This window comes from Dysgonomonas hofstadii (genome assembly GCF_014196915.1).
Taxonomy (GTDB): Bacteria; Bacteroidota; Bacteroidia; order Bacteroidales; family Dysgonomonadaceae; genus Dysgonomonas; species Dysgonomonas hofstadii.
Genome location: NZ_JACIEP010000006.1, coordinates 11,504 through 36,297, shown reverse-complemented (window position 1 = coordinate 36,297; position 24,794 = coordinate 11,504). Strand labels below are relative to the sequence as shown.

Annotated in this window: 20 protein-coding genes; 6 read left to right on the top strand and 14 right to left on the bottom strand. The window is 40.0% G+C overall.

Annotated features, from left to right (window positions below; translation table 11 throughout):
* Positions 1–33 precede the first annotated feature (33 nt).
* Entirely contained in the window at positions 34–987 is a 954-nt protein-coding gene (locus GGR21_RS09260) for an aldo/keto reductase (RefSeq protein WP_183306935.1), read from the top strand.
* A gap of 41 nt (positions 988–1,028) precedes the next feature.
* Here GGR21_RS09260 and GGR21_RS09255 read toward each other — a convergent pair whose 3' ends face one another.
* From GGR21_RS09255 to GGR21_RS09235, 5 genes are all read right to left on the bottom strand, one after another.
* Positions 1,029–1,589: a GyrI-like domain-containing protein gene (locus GGR21_RS09255; protein WP_183306934.1), complete on the bottom strand. Its 561-nt coding sequence runs from the start codon at positions 1,587–1,589 to the stop codon at positions 1,029–1,031.
* Positions 1,590–1,596: 7 nt separating this feature from the next.
* Positions 1,597–3,351, bottom strand: coding sequence for an aspartate--tRNA ligase (aspS, locus tag GGR21_RS09250; protein WP_183306933.1), 1,755 nt, complete (start codon positions 3,349–3,351; stop codon positions 1,597–1,599).
* Between the two features lie 22 nt (positions 3,352–3,373).
* The gene (locus GGR21_RS09245; protein ID WP_183306932.1) at positions 3,374–3,664 is read right to left on the bottom strand and encodes a putative quinol monooxygenase; all 291 of its coding nucleotides are present in this window, start codon (positions 3,662–3,664) and stop codon (positions 3,374–3,376) included.
* Positions 3,665–3,799: 135 nt separating this feature from the next.
* Positions 3,800–4,213, bottom strand: a complete 414-nt coding sequence (locus GGR21_RS09240; protein WP_183306931.1) for a putative quinol monooxygenase — start codon at positions 4,211–4,213, stop codon at positions 3,800–3,802.
* Positions 4,210–4,719, bottom strand: a complete 510-nt coding sequence (locus tag GGR21_RS09235; protein ID WP_183306930.1) for a hypothetical protein — start codon at positions 4,717–4,719, stop codon at positions 4,210–4,212. Before GGR21_RS09235 ends, GGR21_RS09240 begins: the two co-directional genes overlap by 4 nt.
* Positions 4,720–4,900: 181 nt before the next feature.
* On the opposite strand from GGR21_RS09235, the gene GGR21_RS09230 reads away from it, so the two are divergent.
* Both GGR21_RS09230 and GGR21_RS09225 read left to right on the top strand, forming a co-directional pair.
* Positions 4,901–5,602 carry an MIP/aquaporin family protein gene (locus GGR21_RS09230; RefSeq protein ID WP_183306929.1) on the top strand — a complete coding sequence of 234 codons (702 nt, stop codon included), beginning with the start codon at positions 4,901–4,903 and terminating at the stop codon, positions 5,600–5,602.
* 229 nt (positions 5,603–5,831) lie between these two features.
* Complete coding sequence (locus GGR21_RS09225; RefSeq protein WP_183306928.1) at positions 5,832–6,422, top strand: sigma-70 family RNA polymerase sigma factor; 591 nt, start codon at positions 5,832–5,834, stop codon at positions 6,420–6,422.
* 93 nt (positions 6,423–6,515) lie between these two features.
* Here GGR21_RS09225 and GGR21_RS09220 read toward each other — a convergent pair whose 3' ends face one another.
* The 9 genes from GGR21_RS09220 to crcB all read right to left on the bottom strand — a co-directional run bounded on the left by GGR21_RS09220 (position 6,516) and on the right by crcB (position 20,895).
* Positions 6,516–7,376, bottom strand: coding sequence for an FISUMP domain-containing protein (locus GGR21_RS09220; RefSeq protein WP_183306927.1), 861 nt, complete (start codon positions 7,374–7,376; stop codon positions 6,516–6,518).
* A 145-nt stretch (positions 7,377–7,521) separates the two neighbouring features.
* A complete protein-coding gene (locus tag GGR21_RS09215) occupies positions 7,522–10,491 on the bottom strand; it encodes a hypothetical protein (protein WP_183306926.1) in 2,970 nt (989 codons plus the stop codon).
* 11 nt (positions 10,492–10,502) lie between these two features.
* Positions 10,503–11,006, bottom strand: a complete 504-nt coding sequence (locus GGR21_RS09210; RefSeq protein ID WP_183306925.1) for a hypothetical protein — start codon at positions 11,004–11,006, stop codon at positions 10,503–10,505.
* A gap of 25 nt (positions 11,007–11,031) precedes the next feature.
* Positions 11,032–11,673: a hypothetical protein gene (locus GGR21_RS09205; protein WP_183306924.1), complete on the bottom strand. Its 642-nt coding sequence runs from the start codon at positions 11,671–11,673 to the stop codon at positions 11,032–11,034.
* A 707-nt stretch (positions 11,674–12,380) separates the two neighbouring features.
* Positions 12,381–13,151: a M15 family metallopeptidase gene (locus tag GGR21_RS09200; RefSeq protein ID WP_183306923.1), complete on the bottom strand. Its 771-nt coding sequence runs from the start codon at positions 13,149–13,151 to the stop codon at positions 12,381–12,383.
* A 73-nt stretch (positions 13,152–13,224) separates the two neighbouring features.
* Positions 13,225–13,617 (bottom strand): DUF1573 domain-containing protein, encoded by a 393-nt coding sequence (locus tag GGR21_RS09195; RefSeq protein ID WP_183306922.1) that lies wholly within the window; start codon positions 13,615–13,617, stop codon positions 13,225–13,227.
* A gap of 138 nt (positions 13,618–13,755) precedes the next feature.
* Positions 13,756–14,424 (bottom strand): murein L,D-transpeptidase catalytic domain-containing protein, encoded by a 669-nt coding sequence (locus GGR21_RS09190; RefSeq protein WP_183306921.1) that lies wholly within the window; start codon positions 14,422–14,424, stop codon positions 13,756–13,758.
* Positions 14,421–20,429: an alpha-2-macroglobulin family protein gene (locus GGR21_RS09185; RefSeq protein ID WP_183306920.1), complete on the bottom strand. Its 6,009-nt coding sequence runs from the start codon at positions 20,427–20,429 to the stop codon at positions 14,421–14,423. The genes GGR21_RS09190 and GGR21_RS09185 overlap by 4 nt, the downstream gene beginning before the upstream one ends.
* A gap of 109 nt (positions 20,430–20,538) precedes the next feature.
* Positions 20,539–20,895 carry a fluoride efflux transporter CrcB gene (gene crcB, locus GGR21_RS09180; RefSeq protein ID WP_183306919.1) on the bottom strand — a complete coding sequence of 119 codons (357 nt, stop codon included), beginning with the start codon at positions 20,893–20,895 and terminating at the stop codon, positions 20,539–20,541.
* 141 nt (positions 20,896–21,036) lie between these two features.
* Here crcB and GGR21_RS21035 point away from each other — a divergent pair, with 141 nt between their 5' ends.
* The 3 genes from GGR21_RS21035 (at position 21,037) to GGR21_RS09165 (ending at position 24,793) form a co-directional block, all read left to right on the top strand.
* A complete protein-coding gene (locus GGR21_RS21035) occupies positions 21,037–21,855 on the top strand; it encodes an AraC family transcriptional regulator (protein WP_183306918.1) in 819 nt (272 codons plus the stop codon).
* An 86-nt stretch (positions 21,856–21,941) separates the two neighbouring features.
* The gene (locus tag GGR21_RS09170) at positions 21,942–23,153 is read left to right on the top strand and encodes a multidrug effflux MFS transporter (protein WP_183306917.1); all 1,212 of its coding nucleotides are present in this window, start codon (positions 21,942–21,944) and stop codon (positions 23,151–23,153) included.
* A gap of 158 nt (positions 23,154–23,311) precedes the next feature.
* The gene (locus GGR21_RS09165) at positions 23,312–24,793 is read left to right on the top strand and encodes a DUF3943 domain-containing protein (protein ID WP_183306916.1); all 1,482 of its coding nucleotides are present in this window, start codon (positions 23,312–23,314) and stop codon (positions 24,791–24,793) included.
* The last annotated feature ends 1 nt before the right edge of the window (position 24,794 follow it).

Here is a 24,794-nt window from a genome sequence, read left to right as displayed (position 1 = left end):
ACTTTATCAACTTATAAATTAAAACAGCAGTTTATGAAATACAATTTTTGCGGGAACAGCGGTTTGCAATTGCCCGAAATATCTTTAGGGCTGTGGCATAATTTTGGAGATGTAGATAACTTTGGGATGGCAACATCTATGATTGTACATGCTTTCGATAGTGGAGTAACTCATTTTGATCTGGCGAATAATTACGGGCCGCCTCCGGGAAGTGCCGAAACAAATTTTGGTAAGGTGTTGGCTAAAGAACTGAAAGAGCATCGGGATGAACTGATTATTTCATCGAAAGCCGGACATCTGATGTGGGATGGGCCCTACGGGGATGGCGGTTCACGTAAATATATTATGGCGAGCATAGATCAGAGCCTGAAACGTACGGGGCTGGAGTATTTTGATATATTCTACTCGCACCGTTATGATCCGCAGACGCCAATCGAGGAGACTATGCAGGCATTGATAGATATTGTCCGGCAGGGGAAAGCCCTTTATGTAGGCATATCAAAATATCCACCGGAAAAACAAATGCGGGCTTATGAAATATTAAGGTCACAGAATGTACCCTGCCTCATCTATCAGGATAAGTACAGTATGCTGGTTCGTAATCCGGAGAAAGAACATATGGCAATAAATGAGAAATATGGGGTTGGTTTTATTGCTTTTTCACCTCTGGCGCAAGGGCTTCTTACCAATAAATACTTACATGGTATTCCCGAAACTTCACGTGCTCATAAAAGCCATGGTTTCTTACAGGAAGATGAAGTGACACCGGATGTGATAAGGAAAGTTTCAGCCTTGAATGACCTGGCTTTGCAGCGCGGACAGACTCTTGCCGAAATGGCACTCGCCTGGCTATTGCACAACGAGAAGGTAACTTCGGTGATTATCGGAACGAGTTCTTTGACTCAGTTAAAAGATAATCTGAAAGCAAGAGAAAATGCTGATTTCTCTGATGAGGAACTGAATATAATAGAAAGAATACTGGCTTGATAAAACGAAAAAGGAGGATCAATTAAATCCTCCTTTTCTACCTAGTTTTTGATCTCTTTTCTGTATATAATTGTTTTGGTTGGCTCGTCGTATATCTCCGTTACAGGACTCTGATCTTTATAGCCATTTTCTTCCATGAACTTTGTCATTGCAGGATAAACCTTGATAATTCCTACTATAATTGATAACATGCCTTTATTTGGAAACTCGGTGGTAAGATATTGTCCTTTGGCTATTTCTTTTATCCTGAACTTTTCAGAGATTTTAGCCATTTGAATACTATCTACCGGAGAATCCAAAAAACAACCTATCTCGGAGCGGAGTTTACTGGTTTCCACTTGTTGCGGATTATCATAATATATGCCGACTCCCTTTGTTGTAGCTATATTCAGATCATTCAACAAGAAGTAATATACACTGTCCATATAAACGGGGCTTTGATTATAATCACCTGTCATATCCGAATAAACAAAGATCTCACCTCCGGTTTCTTCTATTTTGAGATCAATAGACTTGAATCCTCCATAATAGGCATATACAGCTGTAATGATAACCACAAATGCTACAACGATTACAAAAAGTATCTTTACCAGTTTCTTCATCGGGGCATTACTCTTTTATCTCCACTTTCAGATTCAGTTCATCCAGTTGTGCCTGATCTAATAGAGACGGAGCATCGAGCATTACATCACGTCCCGAATTGTTTTTAGGGAAAGCGATGCAGTCGCGGATACTGTCCAGACCGGCAAATATAGAGACAACACGGTCGAGCCCGAACGCTATACCTGCATGAGGAGGAGCACCATATTTAAAGGCGTTCATCAGGAATCCGAACTGAGCCTGGGCTTTTTCTTCGGTAAATCCTAAAACATGGAACATCTTATTCTGCAACTGGCTGTTATAGATACGGAGAGAACCGCCGCCCACTTCAACACCATTGATAACCATATCGTAAGCATTGGCACGCACTGCTCCCGGATCAGTATCCAACAGAGGAATATCTTCTTCTTTAGGACTGGTGAACGGATGATGCTTTGCAAAGTAACGGCCTAATTCCTCGTCTTTTTCCAACAGAGGGAAATCGATTACCCAAAGGCAGTTAAAGGTATTCTTATTACGAAGTCCGAGTTGTTCTCCCACTTCGAGGCGAAGTTCACACAATTGTTTTTGCGCTTTCTCTGTTTCTCCGCAGATGATGAGGATAAGGTCTCCCGGTTCTGCCTGGCAGCGGTCAGCCCATTTTTTGAGGTCTTCCGGCGAGTAGAATTTATCAACAGACGATTTCAATGTGCCATCTGCTTCATAACGGGCATATACAAGGCCTTTGGCTCCTATCTGTGGGCGTTTAACAAAGTTGGTGAGTTCGTCCAGTTGTTTGCGGGTGTATGATGCTGCGCCTTTAGCACAGATAGCACCCACATATTCGGAAGAGTCAAATACGACGAAGTCTTTACCTGTGGTCAGGTCTTTGATCTCAACGAACTCCATGCCGAAACGGGTGTCCGGTTTATCGGAACCATAATATTTCATAGCATGCGTATAAGTCATGCGCGGAAAATCCGGTAGATCAATACCTTTTACTACTTTGAAGAGGTGTTTTGTCAGCCCTTCGAACATATTAAGTACGTCTTCCTGATTAACGAAGGACATCTCGCAATCTATCTGTGTGAATTCCGGCTGGCGGTCAGCACGCAAGTCTTCATCACGGAAACATTTCACAATCTGGAAATAACGGTCGAAACCCGACACCATCAGCAACTGTTTCAATAGCTGGGGTGATTGGGGTAGGGCATAGAACTCTCCCGGATTCATACGGGATGGTACGACGAAGTCGCGCGCTCCTTCAGGAGTAGAACCTACAAGAATAGGTGTTTCCACTTCCAGAAACTGGCGTTCGTCCAGATAGCGGCGTGTTTCAAACGCTATTTTATGGCGCAATTCCAGATTTTTACGTACAGTATCACGGCGCAGATCCAGATAACGGTATTTCATGCGGACATCATCCCCTCCATCAGTATTATCTTCGATGGTGAAAGGCGGGGTTTCGGATGTGTTGAGTACAGTCAGTTTTTCCACGATGATCTCAATTTCTCCTGTCGTCCTGTTCATATTCTTGTTGGAACGCTCTTTGACCATTCCGCTTACCTGAAGTACATATTCACGTCCAAGCTTATTGGCCTGTTCGTAAAGGTCGTTATTGATATCTTTGCTGAATGATAACTGGGTGATACCGTAACGGTCGCGCAGATCGATAAAAGTCACGCCGCCGCCTAATTTACGGATAGCATGTATCCATCCTGCCAATATTACATTCTGCTCTGCATTCTTTATGGTAAGTTCGCCACAAGTGTGATCTCTGTACATATTTATTATATATATTATATTCTTAGTAAATCTGTTTCATAACGTCTACGGTGAGGCTTTCAACTTTGCCTTCTATTCCGGCAACAAAAGCTTTGAAGTGGTCACTTTTGTTGTGCTCATCGATAGCCTGCTGCGATTTCCATACTTCAAGGATTGTATATTTTAGCGGGTCTTTACAATCCTGATGCAGATCATACGAAACATTTCCTGCTTCTTTGCGGGTGCCATCTACAACTGTGCGAAACACTTTTTCCAATTCTTCCTGATAAGCAGCTTTCACTACAATAACTGCAACGATCTTCAATTCCATCATAGCCTTTGTTGTTTTAAGTTATATTTTAAGGATACAAAAATATTGATTTTATTTGTGTTTGTTGCTAAGATATAGAAAAAGAAAAGGAGAAAACGTTTCCTTTTTCTCCTTATATATAGTGGCAGGGTTATTCTATTAATAGACTAACTTCAGAATACTAACTTCCGATTTTTCAACCATACCTTTCGATGCTTCCTTAAATGCTTTGTAGTGTTTGGTGTTGTTATGGAAATTTATGGCTTCCTGCGATTTCCATTCTTCGAGCATTACAAATTTAGTAGAATCGTTGATATCCTGATGCAGATTATAGGATATACATCCATCTTCTTCCTGACTACCTGTAACCAAAGCCTGATATAATGGTAATATTTTTTGTATTGCTTCTGGTTTGACAGTTGATATAGCCACGATTTTCAATTCGTCGCCAGTGCGTTCTTCAATAATATCGGTTCTTTCCACAATAATATTATTAGTATCAGTATTTGTTTTTTGATTACATGCCGTGAATGATAACAGGCCAATAAAGGCGCTTAACATAATTCTTTTCATAATTTGAGTTTTTTCTTTATTTCTTCTTCTAATTTACCCTTTTCTATCAGTTTTTCAAACTTCTCTATTTCTTTATCCTTTTTCAGGTAACTTTTGTTTTTCTTATAAAATTCCACAGAGGCTTCTATTCCGGCTTTATAGCCCTGCAATTTGTCTTTTGAATAATTGTTCTCTAAAGAATATTTAGTCCATCCTGCGATGTAGATCACAAGCAACTCGGCATTGGCTTTGAAAAAAGTAATGAAGTCAGTATTGACATCGACGCTGACAGCCGGTGAGCCGGTAAGCCATGCGATAAGAAACGTATTGGCATCTTTCCTCTTCGATTCCTCTTTGCCTAAGGGTGTTTGCAGTATCCAGTTTATTGTTTCTTTTACCTCGGGTTCGTACGCAGAATAGTCTTCTTTATTATCAAACTTATAGTTCCTGGGAACGTTATAATCCTGTGCTGAAATTGAGAAGCTAAAAAAAATGGACGTTACAACAACAAAAAGTGCTTTTTTCATGTTATTTAGATTAAGAAATTGACAATGCAAATATAATTAATGAGAGATATTAAAAATGAGGAAATAATAAAAAAAGTGCTTTTTATATAAATTTACCTGATTTTATTATACCTTCGTTTAGCGAAACTATAATAATAAAGCACATCTTACAAAACAAATGTTTAATTAAAAAATAAAATCAATGAAAAAGTATTTAGCAGAAATGATCGGAACTATGGTTCTGGTTCTTATGGGATGCGGTAGCGCTATTTTCAATTGGGGAGTAGGTACTACAGCACAGGTCCTTACGGTAGCATTTGGTTTCGGTCTATCGGTTGTAGCTATGGCATACACAATTGGTAAAGTTTCGGGTTGTCATATCAATCCGGCTATTACATTAGGGGTATTTCTATCAAAAAGAATGTCGGCGAAAGATGCCGGAATGTATATGTTGTTTCAGGTGATAGGAGCTATAATAGGAGCTACTATTCTGTATGCTATTGTATCGTCGATAGATGCAGGGTCGGCATCTTACATAGCAAAGGACGGAGTTTTTGCGACAACTACCGGAGCAAACGGATTGCAGCCAGGGGTTAGCCTTACAGGAGGATTGCTGGCAGAAATCATTTTTACATTTGTGTTTGTTTTAGTGGTTCTGGGTACTACATCTAAAAATGGAGCAGGAAACTTTGCCGGACTGGCAATAGGTCTTTCTCTTGTCTTGGTTCACATTGTATGTATCCCTCTTACAGGAACATCGGTAAACCCTGCACGTAGTATCGGCCCTGCTATTTTCCAGGGTGGTGAGGCTCTCTCACAGCTATGGATATTTATTGTAGGTCCGTTTATCGGAGCCGCCCTTTCTGCTTTGGTATGGAAAGCTGTAGACACAGATAAAGAATAAGATTTAGCATTATATATTCGACAGGGCTCTCCCGAAAGAGGGCTCTGTTTCTGTTTATAATAAAATTAAGTAAAACGCTACACCATTGTTAAATAATCCTTTGCTTCTTGTATCTTTCATAAATTTATTCTTTATTTGCATTACTAACGATGTTATTATAATATAAACCTCAAAATTATAAGCCTATAGAATAATCATTACTCTTTTGAAATTTTAAATATAAGAGATAATGGAAACATTAATAACTATGACCGACGAGCAGTTGGTTAAAGATTATTCTGATGGCAACAATCTTGCTTTTGATATACTACTTATGCGCCACAAACAAAGCGTATTTAACTACATATGTTTTACTGTGCGCAACAGGGAACTGGCCGAGGATATTTTTCAGGAAACTTTTATAAAAGCTATTATGACGATCAAGCAGGGGCGATATACCGAAAACGGCAAGTTTCGTGCCTGGATCTCACGTATAGCCCATAATCTGATTATAGACCATTTTCGTCAGGAAAAAAATGAAAATACGGTGTCGAATGACGAGGCTCCCGTCGACCTGCTGAACAACCCTACGCTATGCGACGGCACTATCGAAGATTATCTGGTGAAAAAGCAAATAACATCGGATATCCGCAAACTGGTGTCTTATCTTCCCGATAATCAGAAAGAAGTGCTTGAGATGCGCTATTATCAGGATTTAAGTTTCAAGGAAATCGCCGAGCAAACCGGAGTAAGTATAAATACGGCATTGGGGCGTATGCGTTATGCTATATTGAATATGCGTCGCATGGCTGATGAAAACAATATAGTTTTGACTCTTTGAAAAAATAATACATTATTATATAATAAAAGAGAGCCCGTATCAATCCGATGCGGGCTCTCTCTTGCTAGAATAGTATTTTTATTATGAACTGAATTAGTCTTTTTTCTTACAGCGTACTGATAATAAATTTGTTTTTACATAAGCCGTTCTGTTCACACTTCCATAGGCAGTGTTGAAATCACGCATCCAGGCAGATCCGATGTTGTTGTTCTGTGCACTTGTCCAATAATTAACATTGTAAGCACGGGCAAGATGTATCATCCTTCTTGCATATTCATCAGTGGAATTGTCTGTTGTCGCTTTGATCCTGCCAACTGCGATGGCGTTGAACCCTCCCAGATAAAGTTCCGAACTGTATCCTATTGATCCCTGAATATATGAGAATACGGTTTTGTTTCCATCTGAAGCTGTGGGCGGACATATGTCTTTCATAGCACCGCCATGTCCTATGTGGTGATTATCTATTGGCCCACCTCTTTGTCCGGCAGTTGTGTTCCATGTCGTCTGCCATGGAGTAGAAGATATTTGACTGGCCCAGGCTGCCTGGTCTACCGCATCGTATACTGTTTTATATTGTCCTGTAGTTATATTTTCATAGACGTACTGTTCCAGCTGGTTCCATTCTCTATCGGTAGGCAGGTACCAGCCATTCGGACAAATTCCTTGTCTTTGTGCCGGTTCGTTACCTATATTTCCATTAGCTCCTTCCTGTATTGATGTCCCTACACCTGAGTCAGGGTTATCGTTGTAACTACGCCCTGTTGCTGCATACCAATTGTAGAATATCCCTTCTATCGGCCGCCATCCTGCGCCGATGACACTCCAGTCCACATTATCCCAATGCGCGCCTATCGTTATACGTTTGTTCCTGACCGCAAATATAGGGACATTATTTTTTAGTTTTGGCGTAATTATGCAATAAAAAGGCGTGAATATGTAATTTAATTTTTGCAATTATAATACTTGAATATTGTACCAATTGCAGTACATTAAAAGGCATTTTAAATTGAAAATGTATGAGATAGAAAATAGACAGGAGTGTATTGTTCATACACTCCTGCCAATTTATAAATTAATGGATATCAGTATTCTCAATATCCTATCGTTCTGTTTTTATCTGGATATCAGGGTTTACAGGAATATAGCATGGCGCTACATTTATAGTTATAACGCCGCTGGGAACCGTACTACACACATCCGTAGTCACTTTTCGGAAATAGAAAGTTCCTTGCTGTGTGGTTGGTGGTGTATATGTAGCCTGTGTGGCTCCTGCTATGTCTGTCCAACCGGATATACCGTCGGTACTTGTTTGCCACTGATAGGTATAGCTACTGATTTTTCCTCCTGTAGTTATACTCTCCAAACTTACACCACTTGATCTGGAACATACATTTACGTTGCTGGCAACAGCCGGTATAAGGTCTCCATAAACATTAACGGTTATCTCTTGTTCTACAGGAACACCGCAGAATTCCGGCTCTACAGATACCTTATATACTCCACTCATACTTGCATCTGCAATGGGTATATTGGGATTCTGTTCGTCTGAAGTAAAGCCGTTAGGCCCTGTCCATTCATATTTGGTATTCCCTAAAGTAAGGCAGTTGAGCTGTATGGGATCACCTGAGCAAACTTCGGTAGTACCTGAAACGATACGGGCGGTTTTAAGATCGGCTAATGTAACAATTTGCGAAAATTTGTTTCCACAATCGTCTTCAAAGCGCACTGTATAGGTATCACCTCCGGCTCCGTAGTCAAAGCGTACACGGCCGTCCGGGAGTATAGTTGGTGTAGCCTCGTTTATTTTTGCTGTATTGTTGGCATCCCACAATTCGTAGCTGTAGGTATTTGAGCCGAAACCGCCTATTGCCTTAGCCAGTATTATACCCTGATAGCCACCCACACAAACATACGCACTGGTTTCTTTGGGGTCTAGCTGGAACTGCTGTACGTCGCATTCTATATCTATCGTTCTGAGGGTACAACCAGTCTGCAAATTACGAGTCATAATTCCCAGTGTATAAGTACCCGAAGCCGTAATGAAGAAGCTCTCGCCGGGTATCTTTACAGTCTTATCGTAATTCACTCCGTCCGGACCTTTTGTAATACGGTAGTAAGTATCGGCATCCATTCCCTGATATGTAAGGGTGCCGACAGGGGTTATCTTCAGACCGGCACAGTCATCCTCTGTTTTGGTATAGGTAAAGATATCATTCTTCACCGCATACATCCCATTGAAGTCGGCTTCCACTACAATAGGGGTACCACAACCTTGGTCTATAGTTGCCGTATAGTGACCGGGAGGTAAAACAGTAAAAGGCATTTCTCTTGCTGATGAACTCGAAGAAGTGGTGGTAACCGTTTGTGTTGTATATCCCGGAGGACCAGTAATGGTAATGGTGGTTCCAACCGGATAATATTTATCGGGTTTGAGCGTTAGAAATCCTCCGTTTTCGGTACAGTAATAACTAGTGGTATTAGAATATGTAGTAGGCGATATACCAAAAGTATAGCTAGTGGAAATAGGTGAAGTTTTCCTCTCAGTGGCTTTCACGATCTGTACGGGGTTCGCATTTGTAAACTTGTACTCCAGATTATATGTTGTGTTATAATCAAGTATTAAACGCGGAGAGATTGCTTTATTTGGTCCGTCTATAGTTCCTGTTTGCGTAGCACCTGTTGTGGGGTGTATAGCAGTTACTTCAATGGGGTAACAAGCAATATAGTTGGGATAAGAGCCAAAAGTATAGTAATCGCAATACAGTGATTCAATTAGGGTTCGGTTACTTACTGAAATTTCCGTGGGAGTTGATATAGAGAAACTGTTGGATATTACTTTATTGCTGCCATCTCTTACTTCTATATCATAAGTACTTGCATCATATGGCAATGTAAACACAACGTTGCGTGCAGCAGTTATGTCGTTTATACCCGTTTGAGTATATACAATAGTGCTACCGATCCTTTTGGTTACTGTGACCGACAGTGGAAAACAAACCAGCGTCTTTGTGGTATTTGAATAATTATATGCAAGATCCAATGTGAATTTAGCCCCATCACACTCTTGGTCTCGATTGCTGGACATGCGGCTGGAGAATCTAATATTCTCAAACTTATTAACCGTAGCACACCCCTTAAGACGCATATATATAGATAAATTTTTAGTACCTACGGGCGACTCATAAAAATCAGCAAGGGTATATGGGGATATGTTTATGTTGGTTGACTCACTTGATTTCCAAGTGAACCAATCTCCGGCGGAAGGTGTAACCCCTTCGGGTGCAACGGCTAACTCATACAATCCATCACTATAATAACGATAATAGTCCGTCAGAGAGCTACTTGGAGCATATGGGCTATATGGTAAAATACTGCAATTACCATCGGTAGGATACCCAAAATACCATGCCTCATTCGTAGTGCCCGGAATGTCAGGCAACCCGGTAACCGTACCTAAGGTAAATGTCAGGGAACCTGTGTAACAACCGTCGTCCACCTCTACCTGATAGCTTCCCGCAGGATAATTTTCACCTGTAAGGTCGTATATATTCGTAGTGCCTTTGCGTGTAGCGGTAACTAGCCCGGTAGGTGATCCTGTCGGAGCCGACAGGATAGTGAAAGTGAAAGTGCCGGAACCGCCGACAACCTCGAGGGCTATTTTACCCGAATTACACTCTGCATACGATTTACGTGAATCGGATGTACTTAACCTTAACACCGGCACCTGATAGTTTCCGCCTACCGTCACATTTTTTTCTATCTTTACCACCTCTGCACCACCATCGACACAAAATGCGCGTACAGTGACAGTATACGTACCGGAAGGCACTCCGTTGAATACATTGCTACTCTGTGCCAACTGATTGAAGCCAGCCGATTCCAGCGAATAGTCTATGTCTTTTAAGGTGCTCATCTCGCCTTTTATGGTTACCGTCACCGTTCCGTTCGACTGGCAAGTGGATGGCGCAGTAGAAACCTCGAGTGTATAATCGCAATTTTGCCCCATCACCTTGCCAAAGGGAAAGGATAACAGCAAAAATCCGAAAATTATATATATGTATTTTTTCATCGTAATCCCAATTATTGTTTAGTAAAGGTTACGGTTAGTTGCCCTTCCAACGGAAAGTTGAAATCGGACTGCCCGTATGAATAGATAAAATTAAGGGTCAGTACCTTACCCTCCACCTTCAACGAATACGGACGCAGGTTTCCCGGGTCTGTTTCGTCCTCCTCATTACCCCCTGTGCTTTTGTAGAGGATATCGCTTTCGTCAATGGATGGACGAACCAGCATAAATGTATTTTCCACGGTATACACCTTATTATCGGCCATAATACATTGAGTCAGTTTTTCCAGATGCAACCGAACTTGAAGGGGTACTCCCCTGAAATGGAAATCATTTATATCTATCTGTGCGGCATCTTCCACTGTGCGGGTATCTATTACCTGCTTTGTTTTCTGGTTCAAAACAGACAGGCTTGCTTTCCGGAACAGGTATGCACCGTCGCTAGGACTCATGTAGGGCATTTGAGCATATACACAAAAAGAGCATACGCTAAATATTGTTAAAAAAAATATTTTCATGATTTATCCGTTTTTGATGAATATGTTATTTGGGTTTAAAAACAATATTCATAAAGGTATTTTCAGTTATAGTAAAACCGGCTTGTAACTTATAAGTCAGAACTCCGGCAGCACTTATCTGAACATCCTGAAAAACCGTATTGTCATAATAAGTAACGAAATAATCCAGTTTGTCTTTGGCTAATACAGTAAGAGTCGCCGTTGAACTTTTTATCGTTGTTGCAAACTGTGTCGAATATTTTTGATGCAGATCAATCGTAAAAGTACCAGCAGTATGTGCCGGATCAGTAATGTCTGTCGGCAAAACAATGGAAGGCATATAGAAAAAATCAGAAGCTGAATTACCCGTAGCAATTCTAACCCATTTGCCACCGTCATTGTAATATTGCCCCGGAGTAACATCTCCTACTGTTGCAGTGTTATACACAAGCATGCCCGCTACATGATTTGCCAGAGGTTTAAATGAAGTGGTCGATTCCAGTTCAACACGAGGTAATAGTAATCCTTTTGTAGAAGGTCCGCTTTCTGCATTTTTGAGATCTAATATGGCATTATCATCAGGAGCTTGTCCTGAGCCGATTGTTACCTGTGCATCTACATGTACTATGTGCACAAAACAGAAAAGTAGTACAAGTAATAAATGTTTTGTTCGTTTGTTTGTCTTCATAAATGTAATGTCTAAATTTTGATAGGTCCGCTTCCTCATCGTATGGGAAGCTTTCTTGTTTTATATGTAATTTGTCTTCTTTTTTAATTCCGTAAGTATAATTTTTTAATGTAATAGAACCGCCAGAAAACGTCTTATGAGTAAAATCCTTTTTGCAGACTATTTTCACAAACAGTAGGACAAATATTAAAGACAATAAAGCAATATTAGATAACAGGATACACAGAAAAGACGAATCTATCTCCGGCGGTCTTATTACATTAATTTTTTTTGTGGTTTTTAATATAGACCGTTCCATGCAGAATAATGAAAGTCTATCATAAAATTTAACACAGTAAATTTTATGGAATTTTGATATATAGAAAATATTCTTTAGATTTCGTGCACACAGATATATATGCGCATGTTTATAAATATATGCGCATAAAAATATTTCTGTTAAAAAAAGATATGCTAATCGGTTAATCTCTCTCTCTCTCTCTCTCTCTCTCTCTCTCTCTCTCTCTCTCTAATAAAATAGCTGTAACCTCCAAATATTCAGAGGTTAAAATACGGTTTAGGACTGTGTTTTGCTTAGTTAATTTTATCATTGTCTCGTGTGCTCGGGTACAATAAACGTCTTCAAGAGACAAAAATAGTGATTAATATTTAAAAAACAAGCATCAGGATTATTTTACTTAATTATGAAATGCGCTTTCCGTTAAATTTCAGAATAATAATTCGGGTCTGTACTCGAAGTGCATGGTATCGTAGTGATACCACTTTCCTCCCCATATAAATCCATGTTTTTCAAATACATCGACTATCAGTTGAGGTATACGGTTTCTATATTTCAGGTCAGCCTCTTCTGTTGTACAACGACAGTCCCATTGCCAGTAATTTGAATATTTGACATTCAGGTCGATTGCAGTACCAAAGCTATGTGAGCTAAGCCGGTTGGTACCTCTCACTTTTCTCCAGTTGAATGTACCTGCGTTTTTTAAATAATCTTTTAGTTCGGGATGTTTGTCCAGTTCATCCGATACTTTTTGTAATTGTTTATCTATTCCATTGACAGAGGTTACTCTTAATTTTTGATTGACAAGTTTAGGACACCATGTTATAGAGACCAGATTTTTTTGCACTTCGGCGAAAGTTTCTCCGTACATTTTTTTCAGGAGTTTCTCGCTTCGTATACGTCCCGGGTCGTAATTTTCAGGTATTTCTTTTACTTCTCCTTTGAGGTAGGTATAGGTGAAAATATCACCTATATCTTCACTGTTCATTAGTTCCGGATGAGGTTTCGGCCGGGTTTCTTTATAAGGGATTCTACTTCCGTCTTTCATTAATAGATTTGCCCCGTCGTATCCGGTTATCCATTCGGGGTATGCATTGAGCAGCTTGTTTACATTTTCGGGATATGTAGTATTTTCCTGTGCATTCAGGAGAGAGAAAGCCCAGAATGTTATGATAAATAACAGGATATAGGGAGATTTCATGGATTCATAGTATTATAAAAAAAGGATATATCCGGAAAAGATATATCCTTTTTATTTTAGTTCTTTCTGCTACTTATTTACGTATAACTTCTCCTTTGATATAAACCTTGTAAATAGAATCCGGTACATTTGTAAAGATAGTTATTTCTTTATTGAACGTACCTGGTCTGCCGGTTGTGGAATAGGTAACGGTTATTTTACCATCCTTGCCCGGTAGTATAGGCTCTTTTGTATAATCAGGAGTTGTGCATCCGCACGTAGTACGTACCCTTTGTATAATAAGAGGTGCATCTCCGGTGTTTTTAAATTTAAATTCACATGACACAGTTCCTGCACTTTCTGCAATTTTTCCAAATTCATGTACGGATTTTTCAAAGACTGCGTTCGGTGATTTCTTCCCGTTCTGTGCTGTAGCAACGCCTAACGAGAAAAGTAATACAAATAGTATAAATCCAATCTTTTTCATATTTTTCCCTTAATCTAATAATTTACTAAATAAATTTAGTTTTGTAATAATGTGATATGTAAGCTACAAAGGTAACAATAAAAAATGACTACCTGTTTGTTTTTTATATTATTTCACATTAGTATTCGTCAGGTATACTCACATATGCCTTATACTCATATATATCCACATCAATAGTGGTTTTTTTTGTTCTTTCAGTAAGTTGTCAATATCTTTCATCGATTTATTATCAATGACGGGGCAACCCTGACTCCAGCCCAGTGGCAAATGGCGCGGATATATTTCTTCGTCGGGCATCGGATTGTGCGAATGCAGCACTATAATCCGTTTAAAGGCGTTGTTGTTGGTTCTTTCCAATCCGTGCATCTTGTAATGTACATTAATGCCCCAACTGCTGTAAGAACGGATGCCCATTTTGTATTTGCCCAGTGATGAACAATAACTGCCTTCTGTATTGGAAAAAACAGGGGTTTTCTGTGTGCTTTTTTGTCCGTATCCATGACAAACCAGACTCCGGTGTTTTATCGTATCGTTCTTAAAATCCCAGACAAAAAAACGATTTTTGCCGGAATGTATACTAAAATCGATAAGAATGCAATAGTCTGTGTTCAGTCCTTTTTGTTTACAGTAAACCATTGCCGTATCCGCTTTTGCCTTCAGGCGGGCAAAAGCGGCCTGCTTTTCGGCTAGTTTTTTATCTGTCTTTTTATCATTAGTATTATTGCTGCCATTTGTGTTGCTACACATGATAAAAGAGGTTGTTGTAATTAATAATACAGATAATATGAACCAGATCGATTTTTTCATTCTTTATCTTTTACAGTTACTTTTATCCCCTGTGTATGCGATACATACTGCGGTGCATACAAGCATTGGATTGTTGTTATGCCGTTTGAATATTCACCCGAACGGTTTACATATACCGGATATTCCAGTACGTAGGTTCCTTTTGGCAGATGGTCGAAATAGAAATTAGTAGACGCATCTTTTGGCATCTGGTAGTATAGCAACCTGTCAGCCCATCTTGTGCCTGATGTGGTTTGTATAGGTTCGAAACATGGAGCGCGCATGTCTTTCAACTGGACGAATTCCATATCCCTGTCGACACGTACAGTCAGGCGTATGACTACTTTATCGCCTACGGCTAACGGATTATTTTCTGTAACCAATATTAATCCTGTGCCTGCCGAAGATACATTTTCCTTAAATAGCTGTTTTTCTACATTCAGCTCCCCTTTCTGAGAGGTGATCTTGTCGAGGTCTTCGAAATACTGCCAGTAGAGTGCTCCGTAAGCAGGATCGGTACTTGGCGTGGTTACAGTAACTTTAGCCATATCGCTGGTTATCTCAGCTTTATCCCATGCTTTTTTGAAATAACCTGTTCCCTGTTCTTTGCTTTCAGGTTCTACTTTCTTGTTTCCGACGGTTATTTCCGTAGGTGTGGTTTCTCCCGCAAACCAGTCGGAACCTGTACTTAACAATGCACTGATCGCATCGATCGTAGCATGGGTTGATTTCCATATCTGGGTTTGTTTTTGCATTAGTAACCAGCGTTTCATAGCGTTCATTTCCTTTTCGGTAGCTCCGTTTTCCTGTAAAGCATCCATGAGGAATGTGTGTGTGCTGATTGCAGACAACGACATAAATACATTGCTGGTATTATTTGGCCAGTACATACCTAGTTTCTTATCGTTGACCGAATGTTCTTTTATCGATTTAACGATCTTGTCAGCCAAAGTTTTATCTCCATTCCTATTAAGCACAACCGATAAGATAGAGCGTTCATATAATCCCAGTTTTGTCCAGTTTTTGCTTGCGACATCGGTATAGAAGCGTTCGGCAGCACGGGTTTCCTGATCGATCGGTATATCGCGGTAGAACGAGCGTACGTATGCATATTCGATCTGGTTGGTCGATACATAAGTCGATTTTTCCCAATCCTTATTATTCTTTTTCAGGTTATTAAAATCTTTCAGTATCTGGGCATCGATATATTTCAATGCATTCATTTGCATCTTCTTTATTTCTTCCGGGTATTGTACTTGTCCCACTTGTTGCAGGCTGGCATATCCGTACAGAATATACTGGGTAATGCTTCGGCTTGGATAAAATCCTTTGTACCACGACCATCCGCCTTCGCTTGTCATCAAATCGGACAGTTTCTGCGTAGCGGCAGATGTCAGCTGACGGGTATTATTCAGATCGAATAACAGTGACAGGCGATTCATCTGGTCAGTCTCGTTTTTCGCTTCCAGTACCCAAGGGGTTTCTTCGAGCAAAACAGCTTTCAGTTCTTCATCTTTCTGAAGTTTCGAAACCAAAGTTTGCTTATCTCCGCCTTGCTTAGCCCATGCCTGTATCATCGCCGATACTTTAGGGTATTGACGGACGATAGACGAACCCAATTCATTTACATAATAGCTGGCAAACCAGTTAACAGCGTTTTCGTTCGCCGGATTACTCATCGTTGGCAATGCCTGTACAGCATACCATGCAGGGTTGGATGCATATTCAAGCGTTAGCTTATAATTGTCGGATGAGGTTGATTTGTTATTATATAATTTATCAAAAGTGAATGTGTGTGTGCCCTTATCTGTTATGTCTATCGGCATACTTTCAGTTACCAGCATGCGGTTTGGCAAAACGGCAAGTACATGTTGTTCTCCGTCGCTGAATGTCTCGCTTTCGGCGACAATACGGCATCCGATCAGATCTATTCCTGATGGAATGTCAAATGTCCAGCTTGCTGATGTTGATGCGTCTTTCGCAATGGAGAACGCTTGTTTTTGACTGGCAATGTTCAGGTCGATGCTTTTATCTGTTACCGGATCGAAGAATTCGATACGTACATTACCAGCAATGGCATTGTCCGATAAGTTTGAGATTTTGGTCGAAATGCCGGTTTTATCACCCTGACGTACAAAGCGGGGCATATTTGGTGTCACCATCAACTCTTTGCGGGTAACTACCATTTGCTCCAAAGCACCTACTTTGGCATCTTTATCGTGAGCCCATGCTCTGAATCGCCATGTGGTATTGCTTTCCGGTACAGTGAATGAGATCAGTGTCTCCCCTTTTTCATTTGTACGCAGCTGAGGATAGAAGAAGGCTGTTTCGTTGAAGTTCTGACGGATTTGAGGAGTGGATTCTTCTTGTTTTTCTAAACTTCCACCATTTATCGTTTCGGATTCAGCAAGTTCGTTTGGCGCAACGGCATCCGCGGCAATAGCAAGTCCTGCGACTTTTCCTTCCAGCGCAGGTGAAGCAGCGCCTCTTACTACAACCTGACTTACAGCTCCTGTCATCATCGCTTTCCTTTGGGTTCCATATCCCACGACTACCACTTCATCCAAATTGCCCTCTTCCTCAATATAAGTGTCGTATTTCGATGGATTTATCTTTCCGCCCAGAATGTTATTCCGGTAGTAATTGTTTATATATCCGAACCAGTTGATAACATCACTTGTCCGGGCCAGTACTTTCTCATATTTTGTATTATAATCCAGATTGAAATTTACCGGATAACTCATTCCCTGCCATGGCAAAGTATATTGGACAGCATATAGATAATCGGTATATATGTATGGACGGTTCAATTGCCATGATAAATACGGACGAAGCTTATCCAGCGATATATCGTACATCGAAGCCAGAATTTCGGCAGATGCCGGATTATCCTTACTGTCCTTCACGCTGATAGTCCATGTTTCTTCCTGTCCGGGACGAAGTTTATCCCGGAATGATTCCAGTTTTATTTTCAGATTGGTATCCGCAATTTCTTTCTTCTTTTTGAATAGCGATACGTTTTCGCTGTATAGTTGTTCGTCTTTCACATAAGTGAATGTCATATTCAGCATATCGCCATATTCAGCTTTATATGGTACTTTGAACAACTGGTTGGCATTACTTAGTTTGACTATGCGGCGTTCAAATACCTGCTTGTCATTCGATAACTGATAGAGGACATAAGCGTCTTTTTTCGAAGTTCCGAATACAACTTCCACCGGCTTATTTCCATCGAATATAACATTCTTTTGTGCAACCCATTTCTCGGTTTCTATAGGTGGTTTTTTATCGGTATAAGAGAAGACAACAAATTCCTTATTTTCTTCTATTTCGTTATTTTTGCTATCCAGCGCTTTTATTTGTAGGCGATATTTACCTGATGTCAAACCTTTGATCCTTGTCATAAGCCGGGCTTGCTCTCCTGTGTTGAATGTCCCTGTCTGGGGAGGAACAGTAATAGAACCATCAGTATTGTGTATCTCATATTTTCCCGAAGTTGCGATCGTATCTCCTTGCAAGTTGCGGGCTTCGATCTTTATTTTATCATCCTTTTCCGATTTTTCTATTTTTTCAGGCATATCAATATTGATCACCATAGATACATTGCCGACTACGAGGTTAAAGTTGTTGGACTGGGTTTCGCCATTCATATCGGTAACAGTCGCTGTGACATTAAACCTGTATATCTGCTTGTCAGTCAAAGGACGTATCAACGGCTGATTGTTGTCTCCGGCCTCGGGAGTAAATATTATTTCGAATGATCCGTCGGCGTTTGTCTTTACACTACCATCGGCAAATTGCGACTGGTTGCCACCGCCCCACCAGAAATTGTACTGTTCGCGTGAGATGGAATACTGCACGTCGGCATCCTGCAAGCTAATACCTGAGAAGTTTTTTGCATATCCTTTCAGTTTCACTTCTTCGCCGAATGTATAGGTCTTGTCTATTTTGTCGAATGTGATTTCGAATGTAGGACGCTTATATTCTTCCACGCTGAAATAGATGGAGGCATCATCTATCTCGATAGAGTACTGCCCCAGTAGTCCGGTTTTAGGTAGAATAAAATTGCCTGCTAAAGAACCGAATTCGTTTGTTGTCAACTCCACTTCTTCGATGTGGTCATTGTTTGCGTTATACAACTCGACTGTATATTCTTTCTTTACTTTAGGTTTCGAGTTTGCATCCAGTACTATCGCCTTGAAATAAACCGTTTGTCCCGGACGATAGATACTCCTGTCGGTGAAAATACTGATGGATTCTTCATCGGAATCTCTGTCAGGCTTTTCCCACCTGTAGCTATTGCCGTCCAGTCGCGCAGTATTTAAGCTATTGTCAGCTCCCAATTCGACAGTGTAAGATACTGTATAATAGCTATTCTTGTCATTCTTTCTCTCGTGTTTGTATAAAGCCAGTCCGAGCTCATTGGTTTTTAATGTCGTTAACAGATCGTCAGGATCGGGTATGTTATAATTATAGTTGTCACGGTCATATATTTTTACAGTTGCGTCTTTTACCGGCTTACCAGAAATACGGTCTACTACAAAGATTTCGAATTCATCTTTTTTACTGTTCCGTGAAAATGTTATCAGATTCGATACAACAAAGTCAACCTTGTTGACCTTGTTGTTTTTTCCGAAGTCATCAATGTCTAATTCATCGGTAGATTGGTCGCTGAAACAATATCTACCGACAGGAAGTTTTCCTAAATCAATTGAGAGCGTATCGAAATCGTAAGGGGCATCGGAAACTAATTTTAAAGGATAATCTTTTTGCTCTTTATATTCGTCTTTTTCTATTTTATAAAGTTTAAATACCGGAGGTTTTTCAAGTGCCTGGATATTTTTGTGCTCGATATCCAGCTTTACTGCTTGCTGACTATGAATTACAGGTTTCACTTTTATATTCAGCCTGGGGTTTGTGATGTCGGCCAGTTTATTCCGGAGAACATTTGTCGTAAGATAATCAGGATATTTTTGTATTCCTTTATTTAGCCAGTCGTATATTTTTTTACTTGCAGAATATTTAATTGCATCAGTTCCTACAAATTGCATCTCTAAAGGGCTATAGCCATAAGAATCTACAAGTTTTACGATTATCTCGATAGAAGCTTCGTTGTTTTCATAATTTTTATACAGCGTTTCATAAGCTTCAGATATATTTTCCTGTGAAAAAGAACGGGACTTCTGTCCCAGATACTCGATACGATCGATGTCGGTGAGTATAACAGTCGGAATAAGATTTCTTTTCAACAGATCGGCCGAATATATCTGGTAATATCGCAACACACACAATTGCTTGTCAATATCAGGCTTTATATTCAGTTTTATATAATCTGCAGCCGGAGTGAAGAATTCTTTTGTGTCTATACCTGTCGCAGACAGGTCGAAATTGTAATAGCCTATGTTTCCTGCCATTTGAGCGACACCGATTGTTCGCAGGGCAAGAAAGTCATAGAGGGTAGGGTAATATTTTTGTCCGTCAGTACCTATAGCTATAATGTCATCGTATTGTTTTGTATTGTAGGTTTTTAGAGTTTCCACATCTTTTACCGACTGGTCGAGATTCTCTACCATTTTATCCATAAAAATGTTTGCCGGCCATTCTTTGATATCTTCGGGTACAACGTCTGTCAAGGCAGTGCGTTGTTGTATTTGCCATTGGTTATTCTGGTAATAATCGGCATACAGCTCTGCCAGCATAGAATGCAGCAAGGCTTTTTCGGCGATGTCATTTGTCCGGGATAATAAACCCTGCAAGTCCGAAAAAAGGCCAATATTATCATTCCTGTCTATATTTTTCTTGTATTTATTCTTATATATCAGGGCTTTGATCACTTGCGGGTTATTTTTATCAGCAATGGCTTTTTGCAGGATTTCATCTACCTGTTTCATCGCCGATTGAGGAAGGCTTTGAGTGTCGAATTCCCCGACCTGCTTCCACTCGTTCTCGTATTTATTGTTGTTTGTTTGCGCGAACATAGTCATGCTAAGTAAAAATATTAAACCAATTAAAATTTGCCTTCTCATATTGTGGAATTTTTATTGTTTTCTGTACAGATATTGATGTTCTTATAATAGACTTTTCACAAAAGGAAAAGTTAAATATACTAAAGTTAAATTTTGTAAAGCAGTTGTGTTATTTTGTAATGTACATTCCCAACCAGACTGCACCCAGTCCGATTATTACACTGGCTACGATATATATAACGGCTATAAAGAGTTGATTGTTGTTGATAAGGCTGAGGTTTTCACTGGCAAAAGTGGAGAATGTGGTAAATCCTCCGCAGAATCCGGTGATCATAAGAAAACGCAGGTTATTCGATGGTATCAGGTTGGCAAACAGCCCGATACAAAAACAGCCGATGATGTTTACAAAGAAAGTAGCCACAGGAAATGGCCATGGCTCTGACCGGGTAACGAAAACCGAAGTGAGAAACCTGAAAATGCTTCCCACTGCACCACCTGCACCAACTAATAGTATTTGTTTTAACATCCCTCAAATTTACATGATTATTTTTTAAGATCGCTAAGCTTTGATTTATTTATATTGAGAGAAACCATATATTTCCGGTTATTGTTCGGTAAGAGGACGAATTGTTTATTATTTTTGTTCCTGTAATATAGTTATAGCAGGGTGACAGAAAATAAACACATATTTCTTAATCAGCTGAATGAAAATCCTTTTATTGAGATTTTCAGGCTGGAAGAACTGACTGATGATACTATTTTTGGTAATTACCAGCGTTACGATTTTTATCAGTTGCTTTGGTTTACAAAAGTATCGGGAGATACAACTTACTTTCTCGATTTTGAAGAATATACTTTAGAGGAGAATCAATTTATTCTGATCTTTCCGGGGCAGATAGACAAGCTCGATCCACAGGGAAAGGAAGGTTTCCTCTACGCTATTCATAACGATCTGTTTTTCAGAATAAGTGAATACATACAGTCCGATTATCTGCGCGGGTATGTTTCGAATGCCTTTTTAAAGCCGGACAAACAAACTGAATCCATGCTCAGGCAATTAAATGGACTTCTTTTACAGGAGTCTCGTTCAGAAAATCGTTTGCCCCTGATGATAAGTTATATGCAATCTTTCCTCTATTTGGTTTCTTCGCTTCATAGCCCTGAGAATGGAAAAGATACAATCGTAGGAGAATTGATGAGGCTGATCGATACTCATTTTATTCACCAGCGTGAGACCGAATTCTATGCGGACTGTTTCGGTATGTCGTGCAAAACGATAAACGAAATAAGCAAGAAAGGCACAGGAAAAACAGTAAAACAACATCTTCAGGAAAGGCTGATCATTGAAATAAAGAAAGAAATACGCATAGGCAAAAAGAACCTTAAAGAAATCGCTTTCGATCTGGGCTTCAACGAAGCCGCCTACTTCACCCGCTTTTTTAAACAACAAACATCACAGACACCCACCGAGTTTCGCGATAGCTGACCATTTGTCCAAGTAATAGGACCATAAGTATAAGTGTGTAACAACCTATCCTGTTTACTTTTGCTCCCTCAAAAAAAAGAAAAAGTATGAAAGGATTTACACTTACACAATGGATTGTTGTTATTATTCTCGCCTTGTTGACTGCCTTAGAGCCACTTAGTATCGATTTGTATTTACCCGGATTTCTGATGATTTCCGAATCGTTATCCACATCGGTAGCTTCGGTTCAGATTTCATTATCTACTTTCCTTGCAGGATTTGCTGTCGGACAATTGATCTGGGGGCCTCTTGCCGATAAATTTGGCAGAAAGAAGCCGATACTAGTATCTCTTGTTATTTTTATTCTGGCATCAGTAGCCTGTATGTATGTTCGTTCGATAGAGCAACTGTGGGTTATCCGCTTTGTACAGGCCATTGGGGGATGTGCGGGTGTAGTCATATCACGGGCAATAGTAACCGATTATTATGATAAAAGTAAAACATTGAAAATATTTGCCTTACTGGCGTTGATTATGGGTATTGCCCCTATTTTGGCACCATCTATAGGGAATGCGGTATTACAATATTTTAGCTGGAAGGGTTTGTTCGGGACAATGATGTCTCTGGGAATAATTCTTTTTGCCTTAACACTCTTTTTTTTGCCCGAAACACATAAGCAAAGCAAACCCGCAGCGAAAGTGAATGTCGTAAAAGATTATCTGCAGATACTTAAAAACCGGAAATTCGTGATTTATTCATTGATCGCAGGAATTGTAAACGGTGCATTGATGATCTATGTTGCCAATGGCCCTTTCCTGATAATGGAAAAAGGAGGTTTTTCGAGTGACGCGTTCAGTATTATATTTGCCGTAAATGCTTTTGGGCTAATGCTGGGGTCTTACCTGACCACGATCTTTCAGAAATATGTGAAGACAAATAATCTGGTGAAATATGCTTTATTATTTATGTCTTTTGCAAGTGTAGTATTGCTTGCCGCCATGTATATGAATGTAAATATGAACGCAATTCTTATTGTTCTGTTCTTCTATGTATTCCCGATAGGTATATTGTTCCCGACCACGACAGAACTGGCTATAACGCCCTTTGCCGATACAAACAACAGTGGTACGGCATCAGCGCTTTTCGGCTCTATACAGCTTGCGATGGCATTTGTCTGTACCATTCTTTCAAGTTTTATCAGTGACGGGTCGATAGTTGCGGTAGGCATTGCTTTCTTCTTGTGCAGTATTCTGGCTTTCGTCATTGTTTTCAGCAGGATAAATATGGGGGAGGAATACCGGAAGCACCCCGTTCAGTAAATATGTAATATGGCATAAACAAAGAGAATCGCATATCTATGTCATCCTCCTTTTCCATATTTTGATGAAATATTTTATTAATTGCTATTAACTTATCATTAAACAATTATCTTTGCTTCTTATTTACATCTATTGAGTTAAACTTTTCGCAATTTCGCATGCAAAATAGAACCCGTGTGTTAATAGGATTTTTTTTCCTTATATCATTATCTGCATATTCCCAGTTTGCTATCCGCTATCAGGTTGTTCCGCCCAAACCGGCCGATTCGCTCGATATAGCCTATTATTCCAAGAAAAACGGCTGGGCTGCCGCTACAAAAATATTCTCGATGAATATGGGTCTATGGGCATTCAACAGGTATGTGGCAAAACAGGATTACGCATATATAAGTATACATACGATAAGGAAAAACCTAAAGCATAGGTGGGTGTGGGATAATGATGATATGGGAAATAACATGTTCCTGCATCCATATCATGGCAATTTGTACTTTAACGCTGCCCGTTCCAATGGCTATAATTTCTGGGAATCAGGAGCTTTCACTTTGGGCGGTAGCGCTATGTGGGAATTATTTATGGAAAACGAATATCCGTCGGTCAATGATATAATGGCTACACCTATTGGCGGATTGGCGTTGGGCGAGGTTTTTTACCGTACCTCCGACTTGGTGCTCGATGACAGAAAGACAGGCTGGGGACGATTCGGGCGTGAAGCTGCAGGCTTTGTTATCTCCCCTATGCGGGGACTTACCCGTGTTATCAATGGAGATGCATGGCGCAGGCGGTCTACTTCGGGCAAGCAATTCGGGGTGCCCGATGTGAGTGTCGAAATATCTACAGGGGTCAGGGCATTGGAATTTAAAGGAGAAATACTGGACAAAGGTGTGGGTGCAGCATTGGATATAAATATCGAATACGGAGATCGTTTTTCTACCGAAAACCAGAAACCGTATGATTATTTTACATTCAAGAGTAACCTGAATGCCCATAGTTCGCAACCATTTCTCAGTCAGCTGAATATTGTGGGACGATTATACGTTACCGATTGGATAGATACGAAGACCGATTTCCTGAGTTTTGGTGTTTACCAGCATTTCGATTATTACGATTCGGATACAATATCTGATGTTTCTAATAAAATTCCATATAAATTCTGTACCCCGGCATCAGTCGGCACAGGATTGATTTACAGAAGTAACCGTACAAGATATTTCTCATTCGATGCTTACCTGCATGCCAATCTGGTTCTGTTGGGCGGAGCTCTCAGTGATCACTATGTAGTGGATATGCGTAATTATAATCTGGCCAGTGGATTCAGTACAAAGGCCGGATTTAACTTCGCATTCAAAGACAGGCTCAGTGTATCGGGCAATTATGAGGTATATCGTATGTTTACATGGAAAGGTTATCCTCAGGATGTGGACTGGGATAATATAAATGTACATGAATTCGATTATCAGGGCGACCGTTCGCAGGCTATCCTACATGCCATAAGCCTCAGAGCTGACCTGAAGTTAAGAGATCATCTCTTCCTGACGGGAATTGGTTACAATTATACCCGTGATACCAATTACAGGTATTTCGATGATGTGTTTTCAAAAACGTACGAAGGGCGATTGATGCTCACATATAAATTCTAAC